This window comes from Antarctobacter aquimaris, from assembly GCF_900184945.1.
GTDB lineage: Bacteria > Pseudomonadota > Alphaproteobacteria > Rhodobacterales > Rhodobacteraceae > Maliponia > Maliponia aquimaris.
In genome coordinates this window covers 52,076-75,539 of the sequence record NZ_FXYF01000019.1, presented here as the reverse complement: position 1 = coordinate 75,539, position 23,464 = coordinate 52,076, and the positions used below count along the sequence as shown (strand labels likewise).

Genomic DNA, 23,464 nt, shown 5'->3' with positions numbered 1-23,464 from the left:
CAAGATCGAGAACAGTTTTGCCCGCCTGAAGGACTGGCGGCGCATCGCAACCCGCTACGACAGGTGCCCGAAAGTCTTCCTCTCGGCATGCGCCCTCGCGGCCATCGTCATGTTCTGGCTATGAGTCTTGACCCTAGTCGCACTCGCGGGCTTGGCACCGAGCGATATGTGCTCGCCACAATAAACGCACGCAACAATGGAGGAATAACCTTTTTAACAATAAGTTACTTGAAACCCCATAAGCAAGAAGGCGGCCTAAAGACCGCCCTCCACTTGGAACCGACGCTAAGGGCGCGAATGCTCTCAGTAGGCCGGAGGAACACGCCCGCTTTCGAGTTTGCCAACTAAGTCCTAGGCGCGCAGGTGGGTAGCCGTTCATCCCGTTAACGACTGAACACATTTGGTGTGATCTTCGAGAGCGACTTGTCCGACCACCCCTGCCGAAGAAAGCCGTCGATGCGCTTATTCTCCGAAGCAGCACCGCGCTTGTGCACTGTCACTTCTCTTCGGTAGCGGTCCAGTAGGTCTCGCATAGTTGTCCGGTCCAGCATTCGTAGATCAACGTGAAGCGCTTTGCCCTCCAGTTGTTTCTCGACCTGACTTGCCCAACGCTGGGCGTCCCGTTTCGAAGTGAATGACTTGCTGACCGGTGCGTGTCCACTGATGCGGACTTGTGCCTGCCACTTGCCGTTGTGATTCCTGAGTGTAGCCATGTCAATTTGCCTCTCGGTGTGACCAGAGTGTGACAAGCTGCTTTTCAGGGTGTTTTCACTTGGCTCCCGCTTCGATCTAAGTCGCTGATAACGTGGAGCCTTTCTATGGCGCACCCGAGAGGATTCGAACCTCTGGCCTCTGCCTTCGGAGGGCAGCGCTCTATCCAGCTGAGCTACGGGTGCGTCGGAGGGTTCTATAGCGACTCGAGGGACCCGCTGCAATGGGTCAAGGGCGGTGCCGCGCAGCTTTCCTGACGTGGCGCGCCGGACAAAGGACCGGCCGGTCGATCACCGGCCGGCCCCTGCCCGGAAAGCCGTGTCAGCCGAACAGGTCGTGCGCCAGTTCCAGCGCGTCGACCAGCGCGTCGATCTCACCCTCGGTGTTGTACAGCCCGCAGGATGCACGGCAGGTGGCCGTCAGGCCCATGTGGTCCATCAACGGCCCGGCGCAGTGCTGCCCGGCCCGCACCGCGACCCCCTTCTTGTCCAGGATGGTCGAGATGTCGTGCGCGTGCCCCGCCCCCTGCATGGTAAAGGAAAAGATCGCCGCCTTGTCCGGGGTCGTCCCTTGCAGGCTGATCCAGTTCAGCCCACTCAGCCGCGACATGGCGTAATCGCGCAGCCGCGACTCGTGGGCGGCGATGTTCTCCATCCCCAGGCCCATCATGTACTCCAGCGCCACGCCCAGGCCGATCTGCTGCACGATGCCGGGCGTGCCGGCCTCGAACATCATCGGCGGGTCGTTCCAGGTCACCTCGTCCTTGTGGACCTCGCGGATCATGTCGCCGCCGCCCATGAAGGGGCGCATCTCCTTCATCCGCGCCTTGGAGATCCAGATCGCGCCGGACCCCGACGGGCCGTACAGCTTGTGCCCCGTGATGGCGTAGAAATCGCAGCCGATGTCCTGCACGTTCACCGGCATGTGCACCGCCGCCTGCGAGCCGTCCACCAGCACCGGCACACCCTTGGCGCGCGCGCCGTCGCAGATCGCCTTGACGTCGACCACGGTGCCCAGCACGTTCGACACCTGCGTCACCGCCACCAGCCTGGTCTTTGGCCCGATGGCGTCGATCACCTTTTGCGGGTCCAGGTAGCCGGTCGAATCCACGTCGACCCATTTCAGCACCACGCCTTGCCGTTCGCGCAGGAAATGCCAGGGCACGATGTTGGCGTGATGCTCCATCACCGACAGCACGATCTCGTCCCCGGGCTGGAGGTTGGGCATCGCCCAGCCGTAGGACACCAGGTTGATGCCCATGGTCGTGCCCGTGGTGTAGACGATTTCCTCGGGGTCGGCCGCGCCAAGGAAGCGCGCGATCACCTCGCGCACGCCTTCGTATTTCTCGGTCGCGAGGTTGGACAGGTAGTGCAACCCACGGTGCACGTTGGCGTATTCCTCGGCGTAGCCGCGCGTGACGGCGTCGATCACCACCTGCGGTTTCTGCGCGCTGGCGCCGTTGTCCAGGTAGACCAGCGGCTTGCCGTTCACCTTGCGGGACAGGATCGGGAAATCCGCGCGGATCGTCTCTATGTCATACATTTTGCATCATCCCTTCGGGCGAGACCCCCGCGAGGGTCAGGAGCAGCGACAGCCCGAAAGCCATGGCCAGGACGCCCAATACCAAGACAGCCAAGGCGCGCAAGGGCCCGCCCAGGTCATGTGCCTCATCCAAGAAGTTCACGGCGATCCAGACCCCCAGCGCGGTGGACAGCATGATCGCCACGCCGGCCAGCATCGCCGACAGCGGCGCCAGCAGGATCACCACGGCCTGCACCAGCACCCGCAGCCCCTGCATCCAGATCATCAGCAGGGCGATTTCCTCGATGTGGCCGCGTCCGCCCATCAGCCGGCCGATCCCGGTAAAGGCCAGGATGCTGCCCGCCAGCGCCACCGCCTGCAACACCAGGAAGACGGCCGGGCTGGACAGCAGCATCGGCGCCGCCCCGGGTGTCAAGGCGACCGAGATCGAGAACACCAGCGCATTCAGCACCACCACCAGCGCGAATGCCGTCCACAGCGCCTCGCGCGAGGGGCGGATCGACAGCAGCAGCGCCGCCACCTCGCGCGGGGCGGTCACGCTCTGCCACGCAAGGCGGAGATATCCGTGCAGTGTCACGCCCTGCCCTCGCCGGCCGGGGCGCGCGCCGTGCGCAGGCCGGTGATCCAGAACCACAGGAAGGCCGCCAGCCAGGCCGCCCCGACCAGGCCCTGTTCCGGCCCCGGCCCGACGAACCCGGCAACCAGCCCGTTGAGCAGCGCCAGCGGCGAGGCCGCCAGCAGCGCCCAGAACAGCGCCACCCGCGCCTCGTATCCGGTGACCGCGCCGCCGAAGAGGCGCAGCACAAGCTGGCTCAGCCCGGCCACGACGTAGAACACCAGCGGCAGGAAGATCAGCGTGCCCAGCAGCGCGCCGCCCATCGCCGGCTCCATCTCGGTGCCGTCAAGATGCGTCTGCCGGGCCAGCCGGGGCCATTGCGCCACGAACATCACGCCGCAGGCACCCATGAGCCAGGCGAGCGCGCGCGGTTCGCTGGCCGCGCGGGCGAGATGCCCGCGCAGCACAGCGCTTGGCCGGCGGTAGCTGGCCAGGATATCCGTGGTGACCGGCACGGCTCAGCCGCGCCGCCGCGCGAGCCAGGCTTCGACCCGGCTCACCAGGTCCTCCTGAATGGCCTGATGCTCGATCTCCTGCACCGCCTCGGCGATGAAGGCGATGGTCATCATGTCCTCGGCCGCGCCACGCGGCACGCCGCGCGCACGCAGGTAGAACAGGCTGTCCTCGTCGATCCCGCCCGAGGTCGAGCCATGCGAACAGGCCACGTCATCGGCGTAGATCTCCAGTTCCGGCTTGGCCAGGAACTGGCTGTCCTCGTCCAGCAGCAGCGACTGGCTGATCTGGTAGCCGTCGGTCTTCTGCGCGCCGGGTTTCACCAGGATCTTGCCCTGAAAGACGCCCACCGCGCCGTTGCGCAGCACCTTCTTGAACACCTGCCGGCTTTCGCAGTTCACCGCGTCGTGGGTGACAAAGACCGTATCGTCGTGGTGGAACGCACCATCGCCCATGCAGGCCCCGGCGACATGCGCCACCGCGTCGTCGCCGGTGAACTCGATCACCACCTCGTTGCGGGTCAGCACGCCGTTCACCGTCAGGGTAAAGCTCTTGAAGGTGCTTTCCGCGCCCAGCCGGGCAAAGACATGCGTCGCGGCGCGGCGGTCGTGATCGCGGCCCTGCGCGCGGACATGGTGCAGCGTGCCGCCGTCGGCGACCTCGACCTCCATGCAGGTATTGAAGCGCGCGGCGCCGGGGCCGTTTTCCAGGATCGTGGCCTCGGCCCCGGCGTCGACCTTGACGACGTGGTGCAGGATCGCGTCCGAGGTCTCCGACTCGTGACGGTAGACCAGGTTGATCGCCTTCGCGGGCTTGCCGGTGACGTGGATCAGCAGGCCGTCCGTGGCAAAGCCGGTGTTCAGCGCCGCCAGCGGGCGCGCCACCGGGGTCTGGCCGCGCGTCTCAAGAACGCCGTACAAGTCCTTGGCCCAATGGATATCCCTGCTCTCTGCCAGGCGGTCGATGCGGACCCCCTCAAGGCTCAGGTCGTCGGACTCCTCGGCCGAGAACACGCCATCGACAAAGACGATCTTCAGCCGATCCTGCGTGTCAAAGATCGGGGTCTCGTCGCTCTCCAGCGCGGCGGCGGCGGGCGGCTCGGCCGCGATCAGCGTGTCGGGACGGGTGTATTTCCAGTACTCGTCCCGTGCGGTCGGCAGCCCCATGGCCCGCAGCCGCGCCAGCGCGTCGCGGCGGGCCGGCTCGGTCCAGCCGCCCTGGGGCAGGCTCAGCGCGGCCAGGCGCGCCTCGGTCGCGTCCTGTCTTGCTTGCGGCAGGGCCATCACGCCACCTCCGTCAGGATGTCTGCATAGCCGTTGTTCTCGACTTCCAGCGCCAGTTCCGGGCCGCCCGTCTTGACGATGCGGCCGCCCGCCATGATGTGCACCACGTCCGGCTTGATGTGGTCCAGCAGCCGCTGGTAGTGCGTGATCACAAGAAACCCGCGGCCCGCGTCGCGCAGCTTGTTCACGCCGTCGGCGACCAGCTTCATCGCGTCCACGTCGAGGCCCGAGTCGGTCTCGTCCAGGATGCACATCTTCGGCTCCAGCATGGCCATCTGCAGGATTTCGTTGCGCTTTTTCTCACCGCCGGAAAAGCCCACGTTGACCGGGCGCTTCAGCATGTCGGCGTCGATCTGCAACTCCTTGGCCTTGGCGCGGATCAGCTTGAGGAAGTCGGCGGCCGACATTTCCTCTTCGCCGCGCGCCTTGCGCTGCGCGTTCACCGCCGTCCGCAGAAAGGTCATGTTGCCCACGCCGGGGATCTCGACCGGGTACTGGAACGCCAGGAACAGGCCGGCGGCGGCGCGGTCTTCCACTTCCATCTCCAGCAGGTCCTCGCCCAGCAGGGTGGCAGACCCCTCGGTCACCTTGTAGCCGTCACGCCCCGACAGGACATAGGACAGCGTCGACTTGCCCGAGCCGTTGGGCCCCATGATGGCATGCACCTTGCCGGCCTCGACGGTCAGGTCGACGCCCTTCAGGATCGGCTTGCCCTCTTCTTCAAGTTCGACGTGCAGGTTCTTGATTTCCAGCATTTCTTTTCCTCTTCCTATCCAGTTGCGCCCGAGGGCGGCGACAGTCTCAGTCCAGCACCACGGCGGTGCCCGAGGCCGAGACCATCAGCATGTTGTTGATGACTTCGTAATCCAGGTCGACGCCCACAACGGCCGTACCGCCGAGCGCGCGGGCGCGTTCTTCCAGCTCGCGCAGCGCGGTTTCGCGCGCTTCGGCCAGGCTTGCCTCGTAGGCGCCCGACCGGCCACCGATGATGTCGGTGATCCCGGCAAAGATGTCGCGGAACACGTTTGCGCCCAGGATCGCCTCACCCACCACGATGCCCTTGTAGGCGGTGATGCGGCGGCCCTCGATGCCGGGGGTGGTGGTGATGATCATCGTCTGACCTTTCTTCTGCCAGGGGGTCACAGCGCGCCCTCCCAGTCATCCGGCGTGTCGTCGGCGCGGTCGATAACTCCCGGGTGCGCGTTCCGGAAATCCTTGCCGGGGGCGCTGATTGCCGCCCTCTCGTGGATATTGACCACCGGTTTCATCTCCCGTCCCCTTTCAGGACAAAACGCGCGAACAGGCTTCCGCAGAAGGCCGAGACAAAGGACACAAGCACCCGCGCGCCCATTGACAGCGCCGTTGTCAGCCAGCCGACCAGCCCGGAAAAACCCATGCAGAACAGCCCCCTAAGCGTGGCGGCAATGACAGCCTTGCGGTCCATGCCTGCGCCCTACCACATCGTCCAGAAACACGGACGCGCGACGAAGACCGGGTTCAGGCAGGCCTGCACCTCGAGCGCGCGCCGGATCTCCAGCCCCGGCAGCAGCGGCGGATCGAACCGCGGCCCCGCCGCCAGCGCCGGCTCGATCCAGCCCACGCCGCTGGTCAGCAGCGACAGCACCATCGCCGTCAGCACCAGCCGCACGCTCCAGGGACGCCCGGTCATGCCGCGGCCCCTATCGCTAGCCGCGAAACACGAACCCCGCCCCCAACGCGATAAAGCCAAAGCCGATTAGCGTGTTGAGGCTGACACCCTCCTTCAGGTAGACCGTAGAGAACACCACGAAGACGCTCAGCGTCACGACCTCCTGGATGGTCTTGAGCTGCGCGGCCGAGTAGACCGTGTGCCCCATCCGGTTGGCCGGAACAGCGAAACAGTACTCGATCAGCGCGATGCCCCAGCTGGCAAGGATCACCACGGTGAGCGGCGCCATGGGGAACTTCAGGTGCCCGTACCAGGCGAAGGTCATGAAGACATTCGACAGGATCAGCATGACCACCGGAAGCCAGTGGTGATATGTCAGCCCCATGATGCACCAGACACCCCGTTCCTGCGCCGCCTGACCTCAGCCGACCGAGCCTTCGAGCGAGATCGCCACCAGCTGCTGCGCCTCCATGGCGAACTCCATCGGCAGCGCCTGCAGCACCTCGCGGCAGAACCCGTTGACCACCAGGGCCACGGCCTCTTCCTCGTCCATGCCGCGCTGGCGGCAGTAGAACAGCTGGTCGTCGTCCACCTTGGAGGTGGTCGCCTCGTGTTCGCAGCGGCTGCTGTTGTTCTTGACCTCGATGTAGGGGACGGTGTGCGCCCCGCATTTGTCGCCGATCAGCAGGCTGTCGCACTGGGTGTAGTTGCGCGAGTTCTTGGCCTTCGGGTGCATCGACACCAGGCCGCGATAGGTGTTCTGCGCCACGCCCGCGCTGATCCCCTTGGAAACGATGCGCGACTTGGTGTTTTTGCCCAGGTGCACCATCTTTGTGCCGGTGTCGGCCTGCTGGTGGTTGTTGGCGATGGCGATGGAATAGAACTCGCCCTGGCTGTCGTCGCCGCGCAGGATGCAGGACGGGTATTTCCAGGTCACGGCAGAGCCGGTTTCGACCTGGGTCCACATCACCTTGGACCGCGCGCCGCGGCAGTCCGCGCGCTTGGTAACAAAGTTGTAGATGCCGCCCTTGCCGTTCTCGTCGCCGGGATACCAGTTCTGCACCGTGGAGTATTTCACCTCGGCGTCTTCCTCGATGATGATCTCGACCACGGCGGCGTGCAACTGCGCGGTGTCCCGCTTGGGCGCCGTGCAGCCTTCGAGGTAGGAGACATACGACCCCTTGTCGGCGATGATCAGCGTCCGCTCGAACTGGCCGGTGTTCTCGGCATTGATGCGGAAATAGGTCGACAGCTCCATCGGGCAGCGCACGCCCGGCGGCACGTAGACAAACGACCCGTCCGAGAAGACGGCGCTGTTCAGCGTGGCGTAAAAGTTGTCGCTGACCGGCACGACCGTCCCGAGGTACTTCCTGACCAGATCGGGATGTTCGCGGATCGCCTCGGAGATCGAGCAGAAGATCACCCCGGCCTTCTTCAGCTCCGCCTGGAAGGTGGTGCCCACGGACACGGAATCGAACACCGCGTCCACGGCCACCTTGCGGCCCTCGGCAGGCGCGCTCTCGGCGCCCTCGACGCCCGCGAGGATCATCTGCTCCTTCAGCGGGATGCCCAGCTTGGCGTAGGTCTCCAGCAGCTTGGGGTCCACGTCATCCAGCGACTTGGGCTTTTCCGCCATGCTCTTGGGGCGGGCGTAGTAATACTGGTTCTGAAAGTCGATCTCGGGGTAATCGACCATCGCCCACTTGGGCTCTTTCTTCTGCAACCAGCGCTCATAGGCCTGCAGCCGCCAGTCGGTCATCCACGACGGCTCTTCGTTCTTTTCCGAGATCAGGCGCACGATGTCGGGGGTCAGCCCCTTCGGCGCGTATTCCATCTCGATGTCGGTGTTCCAGCCGTGCTTGTAGGTGCCCACGGAAGCGACGGCATCCACCGTCTCCTGGTCCACGCCTTCCTTGACCGTCACATTATCGAAAGCCGCCATCGGGTTTCCTCTCTGTCATGCGGCCCGCGCGCGGAACCGCTTGTATTTCTCGATCCAGGCCGCGCAGAACCGCGACACATCCTCTTCTGTCGTCTCCAGACCCAGGCTCACCCGTATGGCGCCGCCCGCGGTCTCGTCGTCATAACCCATCGCCTCCAGCACACGGCTCTTGCGGACCTTGCCGCTGGAACAGGCCGAGCCTGCGCTGATGGCAAAACCCGCCAGGTCCATCTGCATCACCTGCGTTTCGCCCTTCCAGCCGGGCGTCGCGATGCAGGAGGTATTCGGCAGGCGCGGTCCATCTTTCCCGACAAAAATAGTCATGTCGGCGGCGGCCTCAAGAGATTCTTCTAGAATGTTTCTAAGTTTTTCGACCCGCGCCCATTTACCGGCCGCCACATCCCGCCGGGCCGCCTCAGCCGCGGCGCCGAAGCCCGCGATTCCAATGACATTTTCCGTCCCCGACCGGCGCCCCATCTCCTGCCCGCCGCCGCGCAGGATCGGCAGGGGATCGTCCCGCGTCAGATTGACCAGCGCGCCAACGCCCTTCGGTCCGCCCAGCTTGTGCGCCGACAGGATCATGTAGGACGGCCGCGCCGCACCGTAAGTCACCGGCACCTTGCCCGCCATCTGGGTGATGTCGCAGACCACCGCCTGCCCGTCCCGGTTGCCCGCCACCCGCCCGTCCGGCCGCATCACCCCTGTCTCGCTGTTGGCCGCGGAGATCGCCAGCAACCCCGCGCCCTCCACATCCGTGCTCCAGGCCCGCAGGCAGTCATGTTCCGTCGGCAGCGCGGCAAAGACCCCGCCATGCCGCGGCGCCTGCGCCACCGCCAGCGCCGCCGCCTCGGTGGCCGACCCGGTGAACACCACCTGCGAGGGCAGACAACCGACCAAAGCCGCCACCTGCGCCCGCGCCGCCTCGACCACACCCTTGGCCGCGCGCCCCTCGGCATGGACGGAGGAAGGGTTGCCCACCACCTCCATCGCCGCCAGCATCGCCGCCTTCGCCTCGGGCCGCAGCGGCGTCGTGGCGTTGTGATCCAGGTAGACGCGGGTCATCACACAGCCCCGGGCGTCTTCTGGCCAAAAATATCCCGGGGGGAATGCGCGTCAGCGCAGGGGGGCAGACCCCCCTCGACGGTCCCGATAGCGCACCGTTCAGCGGTCATCGTCGACCACCGCAAACAGCGAAGGCACCGCCGGGCATGGCGCCAGCGTGTTCTGCACCACGTCCGACAGCCGCGTCTGGTGCAGAAACACATAGACCTGTGCCGACAGGCTCTGCCACAGCCGGTTGGTCAGCGATTGCGCCCGGCTGCCCGACACCGCGCCTGAGGCCCCCGCGCCCACGTGCATCGCGTCCACCGTCTCGTCGACCGCGGCCAGCACCTCGACGACGCGGATCTCGGAGGCCGGGCGCGACAGGCGATAGCCGCCCCCCGGCCCGCGCACCGACTCGACCAGCCCGGCGCGGCGCAGCTTGACGAACAACTGCTCGAGATAGGGCAAGGACACGTCCTGCCGCCGCGCGATGTCGCCCAGCGTCACCAAGTCGCCGGCGGGCTGCAAGGCGATGTCTGCCAGGGCCACCATCGCGTATCGTCCCTTGGTGCTCAGTTTCACGGCGCCATGCCCCCGTTTGCCGCGGCAATTGACCTTGTCCGCGCGATTGCCTATCTGCAATCCAGCCCAGGCCCGGCCCGCGCTGGTTTAGAACTCTTCTAAATTAGTTGCGTGTTTTGGTCAAGAATGCCCCGGCGCCCACCTCGGTCGCCCGCCAGACGCTTATCAAGGAGCTGAACCGCCCCATGCCCGAGGTCATATTTCCCGGACCCGAAGGCCGCCTCGAAGGCCGCTACCACCCGCAGAAGGACCGCGATGCGCCGATTGCCATCGTGTTGCATCCGCATCCGCAGTTCGGCGGGACGATGAACAACAAGGTCGTCTACAACCTGCACTACGCGTTCTACAACATGGGTTTCACCGTGCTGCGGTTCAATTTCCGCGGCGTCGGGCGCAGCCAGGGCGAGTACGACCAGGGCGTGGGCGAACTGTCAGATGCCGCATCGGCGCTCGACTACCTGCAGTCGATGAACCAGAACTCGAAGCATTGCTGGGTCGCCGGGTTCTCCTTTGGCGCCTGGATCGGCATGCAGCTGCTCATGCGCCGCCCCGAGATCACCGGCTTTGTCTCGGTCTCGCCACCGGCCAACATGTATGACTTCAGCTTTCTGGCGCCCTGCCCGTCGTCGGGGCTGATCATCAACGGCACCAACGACCGTGTCGCGCCGCCCGCCGACACCCGCGCGCTGGTGTCCAAGCTGCATGAGCAGCGCGGCATCCAGATCACCCACCAGGAGGTCGACGGCTCGGGCCACTTCTTTGAAGAGCCGCACATGGACACCCTGATCGGCAGCGTCACCACCTATGTGAAACGGCGCCTCACCGAGAACACGCGCTAGACAGGACGGAGGATTCCATGTCCGTTGTCGAGGACCTGGCCGACAAGCTTGCCCGCGACACCATCAAGGCGATGGACGCGCTGGGTGACGAGAACCTGGCCGAGCAGGTCGCCAAGGTGCTGGGCGCCTCGTCGCCCTCGTCCGAGGAGATCTTTCGCGCCGCCGTCCGCATCCGCCTGGCCGAGCGGCGCGCGCGGACCTTCCTGAACGAGCACGTGCAGCGGGCGCTGGACGCCAGGAAGCGCGGCGAGGCGGTGCCGCAGGCAATCGCCCCGGGATCCGACAACGAGGCGCTCTGACACCGTCGTGGTGTCCAGTGGACAGGTCGGACCGGGGCGCTGCCCCGGACCCCGAGGTATTTTTCAAACCAAAGAAGCTGGAAGGTGCGGCCCTCAGTCCGCCGTGATCGGCCAGTGGCGGGCGAGGTCGGCCAGACCGGCGCGGATCAGCTCGGCCAGCGCATCCAGGTCCACCTTCGAGAGCGCGCCCAGGTAGAGGCAGGACTTGCCCAGCCGGTGCGGCCCGAGCCGTGACAGGATAACGCCGAAATCGGCGTAGCCGGGCATGATGTAGACCACCGTGTTGGCCTTGCGCGGGGCAAAGCCGGTGGCCAGGCTCTGCCCGGAATGGCCGCTGGCATAGGTGTAGGCGTAGCGGCCGTAGCCGACGATGGAGCTGCCCCAGAGCACCGGCTGCCAGCCGGTCACCTCGCGGAACAGCGCGTCGAGCCGCAGGGCGTCCTCGCGGCGCTGATCCGGCTGGACCCCGGCGAGGAAGTCCGCGACCGAGGTTGTCGAGGGCACTGTCATCCGGTCCGGCATCTGGCTGTCCTTTTCAGTTTGCGGCGCGCGCTCAGAAATGGATGGCCCGCCCCCAGGCATCCAGCACCGACTCGTGCATCATCTCGCTCAGCGTCGGATGCGGGAAGACCGTTTGCATCAGATCCGCCTCGGTGGTTTCCAGTTGGCGGCCGACCACGTAGCCCTGGATCAGCTCGGTGACCTCCGCCCCCACCATATGCGCGCCCAGCAGCGCGCCGGTCCTGGCGTCGAACACCGTCTTGACCAGGCCCTCCGGCTCGCCCAGGGCGATGGCCTTGCCGTTGCCGATAAAGGGGAAGCGGCCGACCTTGATGTCAAAGCCCTGCGCGCGGGCCTTGGCCTCGGTCAGGCCGACGCTGGCGATCTGCGGCTGGCAGTAGGTGCAGCCGGCGATGCTGCCGGGGTCGACGGCGTGCGGATGCCCGCCGGCGATCAGCTCGGCCACCATGACGCCTTCGTGGCTGGCCTTGTGCGCCAGCCAGGGCGCGCCGGCGAGGTCGCCGATGGCGTAGACCCCCGGCACCCCGGTGCGGCACATCGGGTCGGTCACGACATGCGTCCTTTCGACCGTCACGCCCAGCTTTTCAAGCCCCAGCCCCTCGGTATTGCCGACGATGCCCACGGCCGAGATCACCGTATCGACGGTGAGCTGCGTGGTCTCACCGGCCTTTTCGACATGCGCCACCACGTTATCGCGGCCGCGGTCGAGCTTTTTCACCATCGCCCCTTCGAGGATCGTCATGCCCTGCTTCTGGAACTGCTTGCGCGCGAAGGCGGCGATTTCCTCGTCCTCGACGGGCAGGATGCGGTCCATCACCTCGATCACCGTCACTTCGGCGCCCAGCGTGTTGTAAAAGCTGGCGAATTCGATGCCGATCGCGCCCGATCCGATGACCAGCAGCTTTTTCGGCATGTGCGGCGGGACCAGCGCGTGCTTGTAGGTCCAGACACGTTTTCCATCCGCCTCCAACCCCGGCAGTTCGCGCGCCCGCGCGCCGGTGGCCAGCACGATGTTGGCCGCCTCCAGCACCTCTTCGCCGGTGTCGGTGGTCACATGCACGCGCCCCGGCCCGTCCAGCCGGGCGGTACCCATGAGCGCCGTCACATTGTTCTTTTTCAGCAGGTGGCCGACGCCGGAGTTGAGCTGTTTGGCCACCCCGCGCGAGCGTTTGACCACCGCGTCGAGGTCATAGCCGATCCTGTCGGCGCTGAGGCCGAATTCCTTCGCGCGCTGCATGAGGTGAAAGACCTCGGCCGAGCGCAGCATCGCCTTGGTCGGGATGCAGCCCCAGTTGAGGCAGATGCCGCCCATGTGCTCGCGTTCGACCACGGCCACCTTGAGGCCCAGCTGCGCGCCGCGGATCGCCGCGACGTAGCCGCCGGGGCCCGCCCCGATCACCACCATGTCAAAGGATTTCGCGGCCATTCCCAACCTCCAGCCCTGTCCGGCCCCGAGGCTAGCCGAGCACGGCGCGCGGGGCAATCGCCGCCGCGCGCCGGCTGAAAGACACGCGCGTCAGGCCGGGATGGCCTGCTGGAGCCGCCGCAGCGTGGCGCCGTAGCCGCCGTTGGTCATGAAGTCCCGCTCTGCCGCCGTCGTCTTGCGCGACAGCGGACCGTTGCGATACGGGAAGCGGCCGAAATCGCGGATCACCTCGCGGTGGACGCGGGCGTGCAGCAGGTTGTTCTCGGACTCGGGCATCCGCTCCTTGAACAGCCGCACGCAGCGGTCCTGGTCGCAGAGGTTCTCCGAATGCATCAGCGGCATGTAGAAGAACTGCCGCGCCGGGGCGTCGATCTTCAGATCCCAGCCGCGGTGAATGGCCTGCTTGGCGGCGGCGCGCGCCACCTCGTCCGAGGCAAAGGCGCGCGGATCGTCGCGGAACATGTTGCGCGGAAACTGGTCCGCCAGCACGATGTAGGCCAGCGCGCCCGTGGGATAGGTCAGCCAGAGGCCATAGCGCCCCTGCATCAGCCCATCCCAGGCCTTTGAAAACCGGTCGCGGATCTGCTGATCCAGCGCCTCACCCCCTGCATACCAGCCGTCCGGGCCGACCTCGTCCAGCCAGAAGCCGAGGATTTCTTCGGGTGTTGACATGCTCTTCTCCTTTGTCACCCGTGCATTGATCTCCCACGAAAGATTATTGCGGAAGATAAACCTATATTCCTAATCACGTTTTCTGACAGGTTCTGACATTTCCGGTCAGGCCGCGCGTGGGCCGTCCTCGTCATGTGCCTGTTCGATGGCGTAATCCTGGGCGGCTTTCATCGCCACCGGCGTCGAAGACGGCAGAACCGGGGCGTAGGCGCCGGTGTCCTCGACCCTCGGCGCGGCGCGCTGCGTCATCCGGTACAGCGCGTAGACCGAGGTCGCCGCCAGCAGCCCGGCGATCAGCACGAAATAGCCGCTGGGCCCCGCCCGTTCCATCACCCAGCCGATCACCAGCGGCCCGGCGATGGCGCCCAGACCGTTGACGAACAGCATCCCGGCCGAGGATCCGGCCATTTCCTCGGGCTTGAGGAAATCGTTGGTGTAGGCGATCAGCAACGAATACAGCGGGTTGGAGCTGCCCCCGATCAGGAAGGCCGCGGCGACCAGCACCTCGAACCGGCCACCGGACAGCGCCGCGACCGCCGCCGCCACCGCTCCGGCTGCCGCCACCAGCATGATCAGCCAGCGCCGGTCCATCCGGTCCGACATCCATCCCAGCGGGTATTGCAGCACCAGCGCCCCCACGTAGAACGACGCCACGAACATCGAGAGCTGGTTCAGCGTCAGCCCGGCCTCGGTGCCGTAGACGGCCGACATGCCGAACTGTGCGGCGAACACGCCGCCCAGCAGGAACATGCCGACCATGCCCAGCGGCGAGACGCCGTAGAGGCGGCGCAGGCTCATCGGCTTGGAGCTTTCGAAGGCCGGTGTCGGCTGCACCGACAGCAGGATCGGCGCAAAGGCGATGGACACCAGCACCGAGGGGATCACGAACAGCAGGAACCCGCTGGCATCGGGCACCAGGAGCAGCGCCTGGCTGATGATGATGCCGATCATCTGAACGATCATGTAGGCCGACAGCGTCTGGCCGCGCGTCTCGTTGGTGGAGGCGTTGTTCAGCCAGCTTTCCGCCGTCACGTAGACGCCGCAGAAGCAGAATCCGATGATGACCCGCCCAAAGGTCCAGGCGATCGGGTCCTGCACCGCCGGAAACAGGATCAGCACCGCCGACACGAATGAGCCCAGTGCGGCGAAGACGCGGACATGGCCGACCCGGCGGATCATGCCGGGCACGGTGCGCGAGGCCAAAAGGAAGCCCGCGAAATAGCCCGACATCACGATGGACATGGTCCCCGCGGAAAAGCCCGCGTCCGCCCCGCGCACACCCAGCAGCGAGCCCTGGAGCCCGTTGCCGATCATCAGCAGCAGCATGCCCAGCAGCAGCGCCCAGGAATTCTTCATCACGATCAGCAAGGGGTGGTCCTTTCGTTCTGGCCTTGATGCGGGACGCGGGCCGGCCCCGCGTGGCCGTTGGCGACGCCCTGCACGATTTTGCGTCGCTGCGAAACCAGGCTTGTCCGGGCGGTGGCAGAAAGCCGCGTATGGCGCGCGGTCAGTCGCCGGGGATCAGCAGCGAGGCGTCGCCGTAAGAGAAAAAGCGGTACTCGGAGGCGACGGCGTGGGCATAGATCTGCCGGATGCGCTCTGGTCCCATCAGCGCCGAGACCAGCATCATCAGCGTCGATTTCGGCAGGTGGAAATTGGTCATCAGCGCGTCGGTCACGTTGAAGCGGAAGCCGGGGTAGATGAAGATGTCGGTCACGCCGCGAAATGGCGCGATCCGGCCGCTGGCCCGTGCCGCCGTCTCGATCAGGCGCAGCGCGGTGGTGCCGACGGGAATGATCCGCCCGCCCGCCGCGCGGGTGGCGGCGATCTTGGCGGCGGCCGCTTCGGTGACCTCGCCCCATTCGCCGTGCATCCGGTGGGTGGTCACGTCCTCGACCTTGACCGGCAGGAAGGTGCCCGCGCCGACGTGCAGCGTGACATGGGTAAAGCCGATGCCCTGCGCCGCCAGCGTGGCCAGCAGCGCCTCGTCGAAGTGCAGCGAGGCGGTCGGCGCCGCCACCGCCCCCGAGGCGCGCGCCCAGACGGTCTGGTAGTCGGTGCGGTCCTGCGCGTCCGCGGCGCGTTTCGCGGCGATGTAGGGCGGCAGCGGCATCGCCCCCGCCGCGTTCAGCGCGGCGTCGAAATCCTCGCCGGACAGGTTGAAGCGCAGCAGCCCCTGCCCCTCTTCGCGCGCCTCAACAGTGGCACTCAACTCACTGGAAAATCGGATTTCCTCGCCATCGCGCACCTTCTTCAGCGGTTTCAGCAGCGCCGCCCAAAGACCGTCGGCGCGCGGCTCCAGCAGCGTCACCTCGATCCGCGCCTCGGTCTCGCCCGCGTCCGAGGCGCGCCGTCGCACGCCCTGAAGACGTGCCGGTATCACCTTGGTATCGTTGAGGATCAGCCGGTCGCCGGGGCGCAGCCAGCGCGGCAGATCGTAAACATGGGCATCGGTGATCCCGTCGCCCTCGGCCACCAGCAGCCGGGCCGAGGTGCGCGGGCGCGCCGGGCGGGTGGCGATCAGCCGGTCCGGCAGATCGAAATCGAAATCACTCAGCTTCATCGGTCAACCCGTTGGGATTATTGTGACAGTTCCGGCGGCGGTCGCCGAAAGATGTCACGGAACATCCCCGGCGTGAAGACCGACAGCGGATTGACCGAGACGCGCGGATTGTCAACCGGTCCGCGCAGGTTGAAGTTGAAGCCGATCAGCCCTTCGCCCTGCCGCGAAATGAGCCGCCCGATGCCGTTGACGATGTAGATCGGCGACAGCACGCCCTGCATGTCCATCTGCCCGGTGGTCAGGTCATAGTAGCCGTCCATCGAGATCCCCATCGACGGGCCGACCGCGCTGGACCGGCTGACCACGATGCGGTTTGGCGTCAGGCGAAACCGCGCCTCGACCTCGGAAAAGAAGATCCCCGGCCCGTTCAGCTGGTCGATCAGGCCGACAATGCTGACCGCGTCCAGCAGCGCCGCGATGCCGGGCGCCTCGCGCAGCCGCGCGCCCTCGATCTGCATCAGCCCGTCCCAGCTGCCCGGTTGTCCCTGGACCGGCGCGATGTCCAGCCGGAAGGTGCCGTTGCGCACGGTCTTGAGCAGGCCCGCCGCACGCAACACGTCGCCGGCATCCTCGCCGGTGATGCGGAAGGCGGTGCCGGTCTGCTGCGGCACGGCACGGCCCTTGACCGGAGTCCGCCCGCCCAGCCTGGCCTCGAACCTGCCGTTCAGCCCGCGCACGGTGTCAAAGCTGCCGCGAAAGCGTTCCAGCACGATGGCGTCGGTCAGCCGCAGGCTGTCCAGCGCCAGCGTCAGCGGCGCGCCGCCGCCAGTCCCCGGATCCGTCCCCGCCGTGCCCGAGGACGCGGTAAAGGGCGCGCTGCGCATGTCCACGCGTCCGGCGTCGACCTCGATGGCCGGCGAGGCCTGGGCGCCGCGGTTCAGCAAGCGGCCACTGACATCCAGCCAGTCGCCCACCGTCAGCCGCGTCAGCTCCAGCCTGTCAAAGCGCCCCGCCCCGTCCAGCAGGATGCGCCCGTCCGCCTCCAGCCCGCCGCCCGACAGCGTCAGGCGGTCGATCACCGGCACCGTGCCCAGCGTGCCCGCGATGTCGAAGCGCCCGCGCGTGCCGGGCGCCATGTCCCAGCCCAGCGCCGGGACCGACAGGCCCATCCCGCCCAGGTCGCTGGACAGGGCAAAGCGCGCCGCTGCGCCGCGCGGCAGGTCGATCCGCAAGTCGCCAGTGCCGCTGCCGCGCAGCATGCCCTGCGGCAGGCCGATGCCCAGCGCGGCCAGCGTGTCCGGCGACAGCGTGACCCGCGCCGCGACCGTGCCGCCCGAGCCCTGCAAGGGTCGTTCCCAGCGCCCCGTGGCGGGCACCCCCTGCACCAGTACCGCGCCTTCGATCGACACCGCCTCGTTGGTCAGCCGCAGGTCCAGCCGGTCGGCGGTCAGCGGCTTGCCCGGGATCGCGGCGGGCGCGTCCACGCCGGTCAGCACCCCGGCCAGGTCCAGCCCCACCTGCGGCAGCGTCAGCCCCGCCATGAAGGGCACGGTGATCCGCCCCGACACCCGCGTCGTGCCGGTCGCCACGTCGACGGTGCGCTCGGCCTTTTCGACCACCCGCCAGGCGTCGTTGTTGAGGTAGTGCAGCGCCGCGGTCACGCTGCCCGCCGCCTGCAGACGGATCTCGCCGACGACCGGCTTGGCCTTGAGGTCCGCGATCACGAACTCGGAGTCCGCGACATCGATCGGCCCGCCACCGGCGTCGATCTCTCCGGCATCCAGCCGCAGCCCCAGCCGCCCGTCATAGATGGTGATGCGCCCCGCTGCCCCGGTCAGGCCGGGCAGCCTGGGGTTGTAGGTGGCAACCCCGTCGGAAAAGGCGAAGTCGAGGAAATTGCGCGGCTGGTCTGCGCCCGGATCGAGGCGCAGGGCATAATGGATGTCTTCCAGCTGCCCGCTCTGGACGTTGTTGGTGATCCACAGGCGCACGCCGGGAAACATGCCCTCGGGCCAGAATCCCATGACCTGCTGCGGATCGGTGCGCGCGGCATGGGCATCCAGCGCCAGCCGCCAGCCGTTGTCCTGCGCGGCGACGGCGCCCGACACGCGCAGCGGATAGGCCGGGTCGGTGACCCGCAGCTCGCCCAGCGTCATCCGGAAGGGGTCCAGCAGCAGCTTGAACGCCATCTCGGCGCCCGACACCGCGACCGGCCGGTCCAGCAGCGCCCCCTTGGCCAGCGAAAGACCGGACAGCGAGAACTGCCCGGTCAGCCCCTCGGGCCAGCCCGTCTCGATCCCGTCCAGCCGGGCGGTGCCCACCGCCGTCAGCGTCGCCAGAGGCGAGACAAGGCGGATGCGGTCAAAGCGCAGCAGGCCCGCCTCGGGGGAATAGGAAAACTGCGTCTCGGCGGCGTCAAAGGGCAGCGCGCGCGTCGCCCGCGTGGGTTGCAGGACGCCCTTGCCGATCTGCAGCGTCGCCTCCAGCGGCTTCAGCGCGCCATCCGTGTCAACGCCAGAGCGCAAAGTGCCCGAGATCGGCGCATCCAGGTCATGCAGCCAGGCCAGCGCCGGGCTCTGCGTGGCGATATCGCGCGAGGCGAGCCCGTCGAGCAGGATGCCAAAGTCGATGCTGCGGGCGCCGATCGGGCTCTGCGCCTCGATCTCGACCGTGGCGACCCCGTCGCCCCCGGCCAGCAGCGCCACGTCGCCGGTCAGCGTCAGCACCCCGTCGGCGCGGGCGATGCGCAGGCGGCCGCCATCCGCCGTCCAGCCGCGCCGCGCGCGCTGGTCCTCGTAGCGCAGGGTCAGGGCGTCAGCCTCGAACACCTCGAGCCCGGAGAGGCGCGGGTCCAGCAGCAGCGCGTCGATGCGTTCCAGGATCTGGCCCAGGTCGGGCGTCTCGGTGGCCTCGGCAAAGGCATCGCCCAGCGCGAGCCCGATCTTGCCCTGCGGGTCGCGGCGCAGGGTCACGAAGGCGCCCGAAACCTGCGCCTCGCGCAGGACGATCTCGCCGCTGAGCAGGGCGGTGGGCGAAATCCCGGCCTCGATGTCCGACAGCTGCGCGATCGGATTTCCCAGCCGGTTGCGGATGTCGACGTCCCACAGGATGACCCGGGCCAGTCCGCTGGGCTGCACCAGCAGGCTGACACTGCCGAAATCGACACTGATGCCGGGCAGCGCCTGGGCGATGCGCGCCTCGATGCGTTCGCGCACCCAGGCCGGTGCCTCGACCGGGCGGCCCACCATCCAGACCGCCGCGCCCGCCGCCGCGGCGATCAGCACGAACAATAGCGCGCCGACGATCCGCCCGCGCCGACGCCGCCGGCGTGGGGGCCGGTCGCCTGGCTCTTGGTTTTTCCGCATGCGCTGTTGCCTGCTCACTGGAAGCCCGCGTCCGATGCCTTACTGTCTTGGCGTAGCTCATGCACAGCATACGCCATCCGAAACAAGGAGACACCCATGTCCGACACACCGCTTGCCACCGCCCCCGACTTCACCCTGCCCTCGACCGCGGGAGAGGTGAGCCTATCCGCACTCAAGGGCGCGCCCGTGGTGCTGTTCTTCTACCCGCGCGACGACACCTCCGGCTGCACCAAGGAGAACGAGGCCTTTACCGCGCTCCAGCCACAGTTCGAGGCGCTGGGGGTCAAGCTGTTCGGCGTGTCCAAGGACTCGATCGCCAGCCACGAGAAGTTCATGACCAAGAAGGCGCTGACCGTGCCGCTGCTGTCGGACGAGGGTTCGGACCTCTGCGAGAAATTTGGTGTCTGGAAGGAAAAGTCCATGTACGGCAAGACCTTCTTCGGCATCGAACGGTCGACCTTCCTGATCGACGCCGAGGGCCGGATTGCCCGCGAATGGCGCAAGGTCAAGGTGCCCGGCCATGCCGAAGAGGTGCTGGAGGCCGCCCGGGCGCTGTGATAGGGCGCGACACAAGGCAGGGGCGCAGCAAATTTCACACATGAAATTTGCAAATTCCGGGGGCGGAATTTGCCCGCGCCCGTGACCAGCGGAGGCGCCCGGATGATGACCCTGAGCGAGATGGCGGTGGACGTTCTGACCACCGCCGACGGCCGGCAGAAAACCGCCAAGTCGCGGGCGCATGCGGCCCGCTGGTCCGCCGCGCGCGACGCAGGCACGCCGATCCCTGTCGGCGGGGCCACTCCGCCCCTGCGCCCGTCCCGCCCCGCGCAGCCCGAACTGCTGGACCCGCGCGACGTGCCCAAGCGCAAGCCCGGCAGCCCGCAAGGCCGAATCGCACTGCTGCACGCCGTAGCCCACATCGAGCTGAACGCCGTGGACCTGCACTGGGACATCATCGCGCGCTTTGCCGACACGCCGATGCCGGCCGGCTTCTACGACGACTGGGTCCGCGCGGCCGCCGACGAGAGCCGGCATTTCGAGCTGATCTGCGCCTGCCTCGAGGAAATGGGCAGCTTTTACGGGGCCTTGCCCGCCCATGCCGGGATGTGGCGCGCCGCCGAAGACACCGCCGGGGACTTCATGGGACGGCTCGCCGTGGTGCCCATGGTGCTGGAGGCGCGCGGCCTCGACGTGACGCCGGGGATGATCGGGATCTTCCGCAAGGCGGGGGCCGACAGCGCCGTCGCCGCGCTGGAAACGATCTACGCCGAAGAGGTCGCCCACGTGGCTTATGGCTCCAAATGGTTCCACTTCTTGTGTGGCCGGCATGATACAGACCCAATTGTAGCGTTTCACGCTCTTGTCAGGCGCTATTTCAAGGGTCCGCTGAAACCGCCCTTCAACGAGGAAAAACGTGCAGAAGCAGGGCTTCCGCCCGATTTCTACTGGCCCCTTGCCGAGGAAACCCCTGCCCGAAGCCGTTGAATCGGCGGTTTTTTGCCGTTTCGGCCCCTTCCCGCCCACCGGCTCGAATCGTGGGGCCAAAAATCTTGCGGAGTTATGAATTGTCGGGGTAAGCCGCTTGAGGACGGCGCTGGATGTGGGGACAGCAGGCGCCGTTCGATGGGACGGGACGAGGGGACGGTCACGTGAGATCACGTCTGACGATCAGGCTTCATGCGCTCATCGAGCGTTTCTTTCCGGAACGCCGGCTGTTTCTGAGATCGGAATCCGACACGCGGTTCATCCGCCTGAAATCCGAGACTCAGGCCGTGGCGGTCGTGGGAATCACGCTGGTGCTGGGCTGGACGATCGTCGCGACAGCCATCCTGCTGATGGACTCGATTGGCGCCGGCAACTTCCGCGAACAGGCCAAGCGCGAACAGATCACCTACCAGCAGCGCCTGAACGCGCTGTCGGCCGAGCGCGACGCCCGCGCCGCCGAGGCGCTGGCCGCGCAGGACCGCTTTTCCACCGCGCTGCGGCAGATCTCGGTCATGCAGACCGAATTGCTGGAATCCGAGGGCCGCCGCCGCGAGCTGGAGACCGGCATCGACGTGATCCAGACGACGCTGCGCGAGGCCATGAAGGCGCGCGACACGGCGGCCAAACGGCTGGCCTCGCTGGAAAGCGAGATCAAGGGCGAGATCGACGTGGCCCGCGCCGGCGGCGACGACGCCACCCTGGCGCTGCTGAACGAGGCTCTCGCCAGCACCGCCAAGGAACGCGACAAGGTGCTGGCCGACGCCCAGCAGGCGCTGATCCGCGCCTCCGAGATGCGGGCCGAGATCGAGATCATGGAAGACAAGAACGATCGCATCTTCCGCCAGCTCGAAGAGGCGATGACCGTATCCATGACGCCGCTGGACAAGATGTTCGAAAAGGCCGGCATGGATCCCGATAAGATCCTGGGCGAGGTGCGCAAGGGATATTCCGGCCAGGGCGGCCCGATGGCCCCCCTCGCCTTCTCGACCAAGGGCGAGGAACTGTCGCTGGACGCGCTGCGCGCCAACCGCATCCTGAGCGACATGGACCGGCTGAACCTCTACCGGATCGCCGCGCAAAAGGCGCCCTTTGCCTCGCCGCTCAAGGACGCGTTCCGCTTTACTTCGGGCTATGGCTACCGCTGGGGCAGGCTGCACGCGGGCACCGATTTCGCCGCGCCGCACGGCACGCCGATCTACGCTACCGCAGACGGCGTCGTGGTGCACGCGGACTGGCAGTCCGGCTATGGCCGCCTGGTCAAGATCCAGCACGAATTCGGCATCGAGACGCGCTATGCGCACATGTCCAAAATCCGGGTGAATGTTGGGGATAGGGTCTCGCGCGGGCAGAGGATCGGTGATATGGGGAACACTGGTCGGTCGACCGGGACCCATCTTCACTACGAAGTCCGAGTCGGCGGCGAACCCGTCAATCCGATGATCTATATCAAGGCTGCGAACGATGTTTTCTAAGAGCAAGATCAATGAGCCCGGCCCCAAGGCCGACGACGTGTCCAAACCGGCCATGCCCGACCCGATGAAATCCGCAGGCAGCGACTACAAGCCAGCCACCCCGCCGAAGGCCAAGCCGCCGGCATCGGTGCTGTCGGCCGACCTGCACGTGACCGGCAACATCAAGACCACCGGCGACATCCAGGTCGAAGGCACGGTCGAGGGTGACATCCGCGCCCACCTGCTGACGATCGGCGAATCCGCCACCATCAAGGGCGAAGTGATCGCCGACGACGTGGTGGTGAACGGCCGCATCGTGGGCCGTGTGCGCGGCCTCAAGGTGCGCCTGACCGCCACCGCGCGGGTCGAGGGCGACATCATCCACAAGACCATCGCGATCGAATCCGGCGCCCACTTCGAAGGCTCCGTGCAGCGCCAGGACGACCCGCTGAACGGCGGCAAGCGCCCGCAGCCCGGTGGCGCCGCAGCAGCCCCGGCCCATGCGGCCGCCGGCAATTCCTGATCTTTCGCAGCGATCCGAAATGACAAAGGCCCCGCTTTTGCGGGGCCTTTTCTTTTCCCGGCTGCCTGACGTCCGAGCGGTCAGTTGCCCGTGCGGGTGCGCTGCGTGGTCGTCGTCTGGGTCGTGGCCTGCACCTGCGACTGCGTCTGCTCGCGGTTGCGGTTGCGGTTCTGGTTGCCGTCAATGACGTCCGGGCTGACCGGGCCAACCACGGTGCCGTCGTCCAGCACGTAATAGCCATCGACGATCGTGCCGCCGGCGACGCCGCCGTACTTGTCGTAGGGCACCTGCACGTAGACTGGCTCGGGCTCGGGCTGTGAGCAGGCGGTGCCGAGCGTCACCAGCGCGGCGGCAGCCATCAGTTGAATGCGCATGCTTGTCCCTCGAATTCGGTTTTCATGCCTCCAACCGTGACCGAGGTGCCGGAGAATCGCAAGGATTCACGTCTGAATTCTTGAATGTGAATCCCAAGGGCACCTTCTGGACGGGCGGGATAGCGCGCTGCGCGGGCCTCCTGTAGCCTTTTCGGACAAGCCCGCCGGGTGCCTTCCCCCGGCC

General features: G+C 66.9%; 27 protein-coding genes, 1 tRNA gene and 1 pseudogene. 7 read left to right on the top strand and 22 right to left on the bottom strand.

Going from position 1 to position 23,464, the window contains the following annotated elements; all coding sequences use genetic code 11:
- Nucleotides 1-124, top strand: a pseudogene (locus tag MAA8898_RS22825) (IS5/IS1182 family transposase); the annotation flags it as partial.
- A gap of 259 nt (nt 125-383) precedes the next feature.
- Here the strand turns inward: MAA8898_RS22825 and MAA8898_RS25990 are convergent.
- The 15 genes from MAA8898_RS25990 to iscR form a co-directional block, all read right to left on the bottom strand.
- Nucleotides 384-713, bottom strand: a complete 330-nt coding sequence (locus MAA8898_RS25990) for a hypothetical protein (RefSeq protein ID WP_141194927.1) — start codon at nt 711-713, stop codon at nt 384-386.
- A 106-nt stretch (nt 714-819) separates the two neighbouring features.
- A tRNA-Arg gene (locus tag MAA8898_RS22820) sits at nt 820-896 on the bottom strand.
- A 136-nt stretch (nt 897-1,032) separates the two neighbouring features.
- The gene (locus MAA8898_RS22815; protein WP_094023331.1) at nt 1,033-2,253 is read right to left on the bottom strand and encodes a cysteine desulfurase; all 1,221 of its coding nucleotides are present in this window, start codon (nt 2,251-2,253) and stop codon (nt 1,033-1,035) included.
- Nucleotides 2,246-2,830 (bottom strand): YIP1 family protein, encoded by a 585-nt coding sequence (locus tag MAA8898_RS22810; protein ID WP_176445288.1) that lies wholly within the window; start codon nt 2,828-2,830, stop codon nt 2,246-2,248. Before MAA8898_RS22810 ends, MAA8898_RS22815 begins: the two co-directional genes overlap by 8 nt.
- Nucleotides 2,827-3,324: a YIP1 family protein gene (locus MAA8898_RS22805; protein WP_094023329.1), complete on the bottom strand. Its 498-nt coding sequence runs from the start codon at nt 3,322-3,324 to the stop codon at nt 2,827-2,829. Before MAA8898_RS22805 ends, MAA8898_RS22810 begins: the two co-directional genes overlap by 4 nt.
- 3 nt (nt 3,325-3,327) lie before the next feature.
- Nucleotides 3,328-4,605, bottom strand: a complete 1,278-nt coding sequence (locus MAA8898_RS22800; protein ID WP_094023328.1) for a SufB/SufD family protein — start codon at nt 4,603-4,605, stop codon at nt 3,328-3,330.
- On the bottom strand, nt 4,605-5,360 hold the full coding sequence (sufC, locus tag MAA8898_RS22795) for a Fe-S cluster assembly ATPase SufC (RefSeq protein WP_094023327.1): 756 nt from the start codon (nt 5,358-5,360) through the stop codon (nt 4,605-4,607). Before sufC ends, MAA8898_RS22800 begins: the two co-directional genes overlap by 1 nt.
- Nucleotides 5,361-5,406: 46 nt before the next feature.
- On the bottom strand, nt 5,407-5,718 hold the full coding sequence (locus MAA8898_RS22790; RefSeq protein ID WP_094023326.1) for a heavy metal-binding domain-containing protein: 312 nt from the start codon (nt 5,716-5,718) through the stop codon (nt 5,407-5,409).
- Nucleotides 5,719-5,744: 26 nt separating this feature from the next.
- Nucleotides 5,745-5,873 carry a hypothetical protein gene (locus MAA8898_RS27125; RefSeq protein WP_281252912.1) on the bottom strand — a complete coding sequence of 43 codons (129 nt, stop codon included), beginning with the start codon at nt 5,871-5,873 and terminating at the stop codon, nt 5,745-5,747.
- The gene (locus MAA8898_RS22785) at nt 5,870-6,049 is read right to left on the bottom strand and encodes a hypothetical protein (protein WP_094023325.1); all 180 of its coding nucleotides are present in this window, start codon (nt 6,047-6,049) and stop codon (nt 5,870-5,872) included. The genes MAA8898_RS27125 and MAA8898_RS22785 overlap by 4 nt, the downstream gene beginning before the upstream one ends.
- A 9-nt stretch (nt 6,050-6,058) precedes the next feature.
- Nucleotides 6,059-6,274 carry a hypothetical protein gene (locus MAA8898_RS22780; protein ID WP_094023324.1) on the bottom strand — a complete coding sequence of 72 codons (216 nt, stop codon included), beginning with the start codon at nt 6,272-6,274 and terminating at the stop codon, nt 6,059-6,061.
- 16 nt (nt 6,275-6,290) lie between these two features.
- On the bottom strand, nt 6,291-6,638 hold the full coding sequence (locus MAA8898_RS22775; RefSeq protein WP_094023323.1) for a DMT family protein: 348 nt from the start codon (nt 6,636-6,638) through the stop codon (nt 6,291-6,293).
- Nucleotides 6,639-6,674: 36 nt separating this feature from the next.
- Nucleotides 6,675-8,195, bottom strand: a complete 1,521-nt coding sequence (gene sufB / locus MAA8898_RS22770) for a Fe-S cluster assembly protein SufB (protein ID WP_094023322.1) — start codon at nt 8,193-8,195, stop codon at nt 6,675-6,677.
- A 15-nt stretch (nt 8,196-8,210) separates the two neighbouring features.
- Entirely contained in the window at nt 8,211-9,257 is a 1,047-nt protein-coding gene (locus MAA8898_RS22765; RefSeq protein WP_094023321.1) for a cysteine desulfurase family protein, read from the bottom strand.
- Nucleotides 9,258-9,356: 99 nt separating this feature from the next.
- Nucleotides 9,357-9,821 (bottom strand): Fe-S cluster assembly transcriptional regulator IscR, encoded by a 465-nt coding sequence (gene iscR, locus MAA8898_RS22760; RefSeq protein WP_094023337.1) that lies wholly within the window; start codon nt 9,819-9,821, stop codon nt 9,357-9,359.
- A gap of 185 nt (nt 9,822-10,006) precedes the next feature.
- On the opposite strand from iscR, the gene MAA8898_RS22755 reads away from it, so the two are divergent.
- Nucleotides 10,007-10,660, top strand: coding sequence for an alpha/beta hydrolase (locus MAA8898_RS22755; protein ID WP_094023320.1), 654 nt, complete (start codon nt 10,007-10,009; stop codon nt 10,658-10,660).
- Between the two features lie 17 nt (nt 10,661-10,677).
- A complete protein-coding gene (locus MAA8898_RS22750; RefSeq protein WP_094023319.1) occupies nt 10,678-10,959 on the top strand; it encodes a hypothetical protein in 282 nt (93 codons plus the stop codon).
- Between the two features lie 93 nt (nt 10,960-11,052).
- On the opposite strand, the gene MAA8898_RS22745 is transcribed toward MAA8898_RS22750, so the two are convergent.
- The 6 genes from MAA8898_RS22745 to MAA8898_RS22720 all read right to left on the bottom strand — a co-directional run bounded on the left by MAA8898_RS22745 (nt 11,053) and on the right by MAA8898_RS22720 (nt 19,366).
- Nucleotides 11,053-11,481 carry a DUF1801 domain-containing protein gene (locus MAA8898_RS22745; protein ID WP_094023318.1) on the bottom strand — a complete coding sequence of 143 codons (429 nt, stop codon included), beginning with the start codon at nt 11,479-11,481 and terminating at the stop codon, nt 11,053-11,055.
- A gap of 31 nt (nt 11,482-11,512) precedes the next feature.
- Nucleotides 11,513-12,907 (bottom strand): dihydrolipoyl dehydrogenase, encoded by a 1,395-nt coding sequence (gene lpdA / locus MAA8898_RS22740; RefSeq protein ID WP_094023317.1) that lies wholly within the window; start codon nt 12,905-12,907, stop codon nt 11,513-11,515.
- Between the two features lie 90 nt (nt 12,908-12,997).
- Nucleotides 12,998-13,579 carry a DUF924 family protein gene (locus MAA8898_RS22735; RefSeq protein WP_094023316.1) on the bottom strand — a complete coding sequence of 194 codons (582 nt, stop codon included), beginning with the start codon at nt 13,577-13,579 and terminating at the stop codon, nt 12,998-13,000.
- Between the two features lie 105 nt (nt 13,580-13,684).
- Complete coding sequence (locus MAA8898_RS22730; protein WP_094023315.1) at nt 13,685-14,947, bottom strand: MFS transporter; 1,263 nt, start codon at nt 14,945-14,947, stop codon at nt 13,685-13,687.
- 139 nt (nt 14,948-15,086) lie between these two features.
- Nucleotides 15,087-16,142, bottom strand: coding sequence for a tRNA preQ1(34) S-adenosylmethionine ribosyltransferase-isomerase QueA (queA, locus tag MAA8898_RS22725; protein WP_094023314.1), 1,056 nt, complete (start codon nt 16,140-16,142; stop codon nt 15,087-15,089).
- A 17-nt stretch (nt 16,143-16,159) separates the two neighbouring features.
- Nucleotides 16,160-19,366 carry a YhdP family protein gene (locus MAA8898_RS22720; protein ID WP_245853584.1) on the bottom strand — a complete coding sequence of 1,069 codons (3,207 nt, stop codon included), beginning with the start codon at nt 19,364-19,366 and terminating at the stop codon, nt 16,160-16,162.
- A gap of 177 nt (nt 19,367-19,543) precedes the next feature.
- On the opposite strand from MAA8898_RS22720, the gene MAA8898_RS22715 reads away from it, so the two are divergent.
- From MAA8898_RS22715 to MAA8898_RS22700, 4 genes are all read left to right on the top strand, one after another.
- Nucleotides 19,544-20,005, top strand: coding sequence for a peroxiredoxin (locus MAA8898_RS22715; protein WP_094023312.1), 462 nt, complete (start codon nt 19,544-19,546; stop codon nt 20,003-20,005).
- A 102-nt stretch (nt 20,006-20,107) separates the two neighbouring features.
- Nucleotides 20,108-20,932 (top strand): ferritin-like domain-containing protein, encoded by an 825-nt coding sequence (locus tag MAA8898_RS22710; RefSeq protein WP_094023311.1) that lies wholly within the window; start codon nt 20,108-20,110, stop codon nt 20,930-20,932.
- A gap of 164 nt (nt 20,933-21,096) precedes the next feature.
- The gene (locus MAA8898_RS22705; protein ID WP_094023310.1) at nt 21,097-22,404 is read left to right on the top strand and encodes a M23 family metallopeptidase; all 1,308 of its coding nucleotides are present in this window, start codon (nt 21,097-21,099) and stop codon (nt 22,402-22,404) included.
- Nucleotides 22,394-22,906 carry a bactofilin family protein gene (locus MAA8898_RS22700; RefSeq protein ID WP_094023309.1) on the top strand — a complete coding sequence of 171 codons (513 nt, stop codon included), beginning with the start codon at nt 22,394-22,396 and terminating at the stop codon, nt 22,904-22,906. Before MAA8898_RS22705 ends, MAA8898_RS22700 begins: the two co-directional genes overlap by 11 nt.
- Before the next feature lie 80 nt (nt 22,907-22,986).
- Here the strand turns inward: MAA8898_RS22700 and MAA8898_RS22695 are convergent, their stop codons facing one another.
- A complete protein-coding gene (locus MAA8898_RS22695) occupies nt 22,987-23,280 on the bottom strand; it encodes a hypothetical protein (RefSeq protein ID WP_094023308.1) in 294 nt (97 codons plus the stop codon).
- Nucleotides 23,281-23,464: the final 184 nt, after the last annotated feature.

Bases quoted from the DNA above. Each gene is read 5' to 3' on its own strand.
- MAA8898_RS22775 (WP_094023323.1), bottom strand. From the start codon at position 6,638: ATGGGGCTGACATATCACCACTGGCTTCCGGTGGTCATGCTGATCCTG.
- MAA8898_RS22790 (WP_094023326.1), bottom strand. From the start codon at position 5,718: ATGATCATCACCACCACCCCCGGCATCGAGGGCCGCCGCATCACCGCC.
- MAA8898_RS22780 (WP_094023324.1), bottom strand. From the start codon at position 6,274: ATGACCGGGCGTCCCTGGAGCGTGCGGCTGGTGCTGACGGCGATGGTG.
- MAA8898_RS25990 (WP_141194927.1), bottom strand. From the start codon at position 713: ATGGCTACACTCAGGAATCACAACGGCAAGTGGCAGGCACAAGTCCGC.
- MAA8898_RS22755 (WP_094023320.1), top strand. From the start codon at position 10,007: ATGCCCGAGGTCATATTTCCCGGACCCGAAGGCCGCCTCGAAGGCCGC.
- MAA8898_RS27125 (WP_281252912.1), bottom strand. From the start codon at position 5,873: ATGAAACCGGTGGTCAATATCCACGAGAGGGCGGCAATCAGCGCCCCC.
- MAA8898_RS22710 (WP_094023311.1), top strand. From the start codon at position 20,108: ATGATGACCCTGAGCGAGATGGCGGTGGACGTTCTGACCACCGCCGAC.
- MAA8898_RS22750 (WP_094023319.1), top strand. From the start codon at position 10,678: ATGTCCGTTGTCGAGGACCTGGCCGACAAGCTTGCCCGCGACACCATC.
- MAA8898_RS22800 (WP_094023328.1), bottom strand. From the start codon at position 4,605: ATGGCCCTGCCGCAAGCAAGACAGGACGCGACCGAGGCGCGCCTGGCC.
- MAA8898_RS22815 (WP_094023331.1), bottom strand. From the start codon at position 2,253: ATGTATGACATAGAGACGATCCGCGCGGATTTCCCGATCCTGTCCCGC.
- MAA8898_RS22715 (WP_094023312.1), top strand. From the start codon at position 19,544: ATGTCCGACACACCGCTTGCCACCGCCCCCGACTTCACCCTGCCCTCG.
- sufB (WP_094023322.1), bottom strand. From the start codon at position 8,195: ATGGCGGCTTTCGATAATGTGACGGTCAAGGAAGGCGTGGACCAGGAG.
- MAA8898_RS22695 (WP_094023308.1), bottom strand. From the start codon at position 23,280: ATGCGCATTCAACTGATGGCTGCCGCCGCGCTGGTGACGCTCGGCACC.
- MAA8898_RS22745 (WP_094023318.1), bottom strand. From the start codon at position 11,481: ATGCCGGACCGGATGACAGTGCCCTCGACAACCTCGGTCGCGGACTTC.
- MAA8898_RS22735 (WP_094023316.1), bottom strand. From the start codon at position 13,579: ATGTCAACACCCGAAGAAATCCTCGGCTTCTGGCTGGACGAGGTCGGC.
- sufC (WP_094023327.1), bottom strand. From the start codon at position 5,360: ATGCTGGAAATCAAGAACCTGCACGTCGAACTTGAAGAAGAGGGCAAG.
- MAA8898_RS22785 (WP_094023325.1), bottom strand. From the start codon at position 6,049: ATGGACCGCAAGGCTGTCATTGCCGCCACGCTTAGGGGGCTGTTCTGC.
- queA (WP_094023314.1), bottom strand. From the start codon at position 16,142: ATGAAGCTGAGTGATTTCGATTTCGATCTGCCGGACCGGCTGATCGCC.
- MAA8898_RS22700 (WP_094023309.1), top strand. From the start codon at position 22,394: ATGTTTTCTAAGAGCAAGATCAATGAGCCCGGCCCCAAGGCCGACGAC.
- lpdA (WP_094023317.1), bottom strand. From the start codon at position 12,907: ATGGCCGCGAAATCCTTTGACATGGTGGTGATCGGGGCGGGCCCCGGC.
- MAA8898_RS22765 (WP_094023321.1), bottom strand. From the start codon at position 9,257: ATGACCCGCGTCTACCTGGATCACAACGCCACGACGCCGCTGCGGCCC.